Annotated in this window: 1 protein-coding gene; it reads right to left on the reverse strand. The window is 40.1% G+C overall.

The annotated features are described in order from the left end of the window. Positions 1 to 332: 332 nt before the first annotated feature. A partial coding sequence (locus HMPREF0670_RS17400; RefSeq protein WP_044078566.1) for a hypothetical protein occupies positions 333 to 551 on the reverse strand: 219 nt, incomplete at its 5' end.

Consider the following 551-nt stretch of genomic DNA (forward strand, 5'->3'; position numbering starts at 1 on the left):
GGTGGCGATAACGGGGATTTGTAAAGGGCCAATATCAGAGTAATCCATAACGTTGTCTGTGGTAAACTTTTTGAATATATACTTGTTCAATTTGTCGAAAGGATGACGAAGGCCTAAGGCGTGGAAGTTTAGCGCAGGCATCGGAGGAAAGCCAGGTCTTTCATTTTATAGTCAAACAGAAATGGATTTGGAAAGCCATAGGTGTATCGTAAACAAATAAAATGTGCTTCTTTCCCTCTGCGTAAGGGTTTATGGATGCCATGCTACGCACGTCTTACATTCGTCTAACAACCATTTTCCAAAAGCAATTCTGTTTGACTATAAACCGCAAGTTAATATGAATCCGTATCAACAGTTACTTCATATTCCTTCATTATTTTGCGTGTTGCACAATCTAAATCAATATACATTCGCCTATCATTCTTCTTGTCATAGTATATTATACCCCAACCTGCAGGATTCTTAGCATCTACATACCGATCCACCGTTGTCCTCTCATCAAAAAAGTCAACGCCACGTTCTCGCTCTAAAAACTTGCGAACCTCCTCCCA

The sequence above is a fragment of the Prevotella sp. oral taxon 317 str. F0108 genome (genome assembly GCF_000162415.1).
Lineage (GTDB): Bacteria > Bacteroidota > Bacteroidia > Bacteroidales > Bacteroidaceae > Prevotella > Prevotella conceptionensis.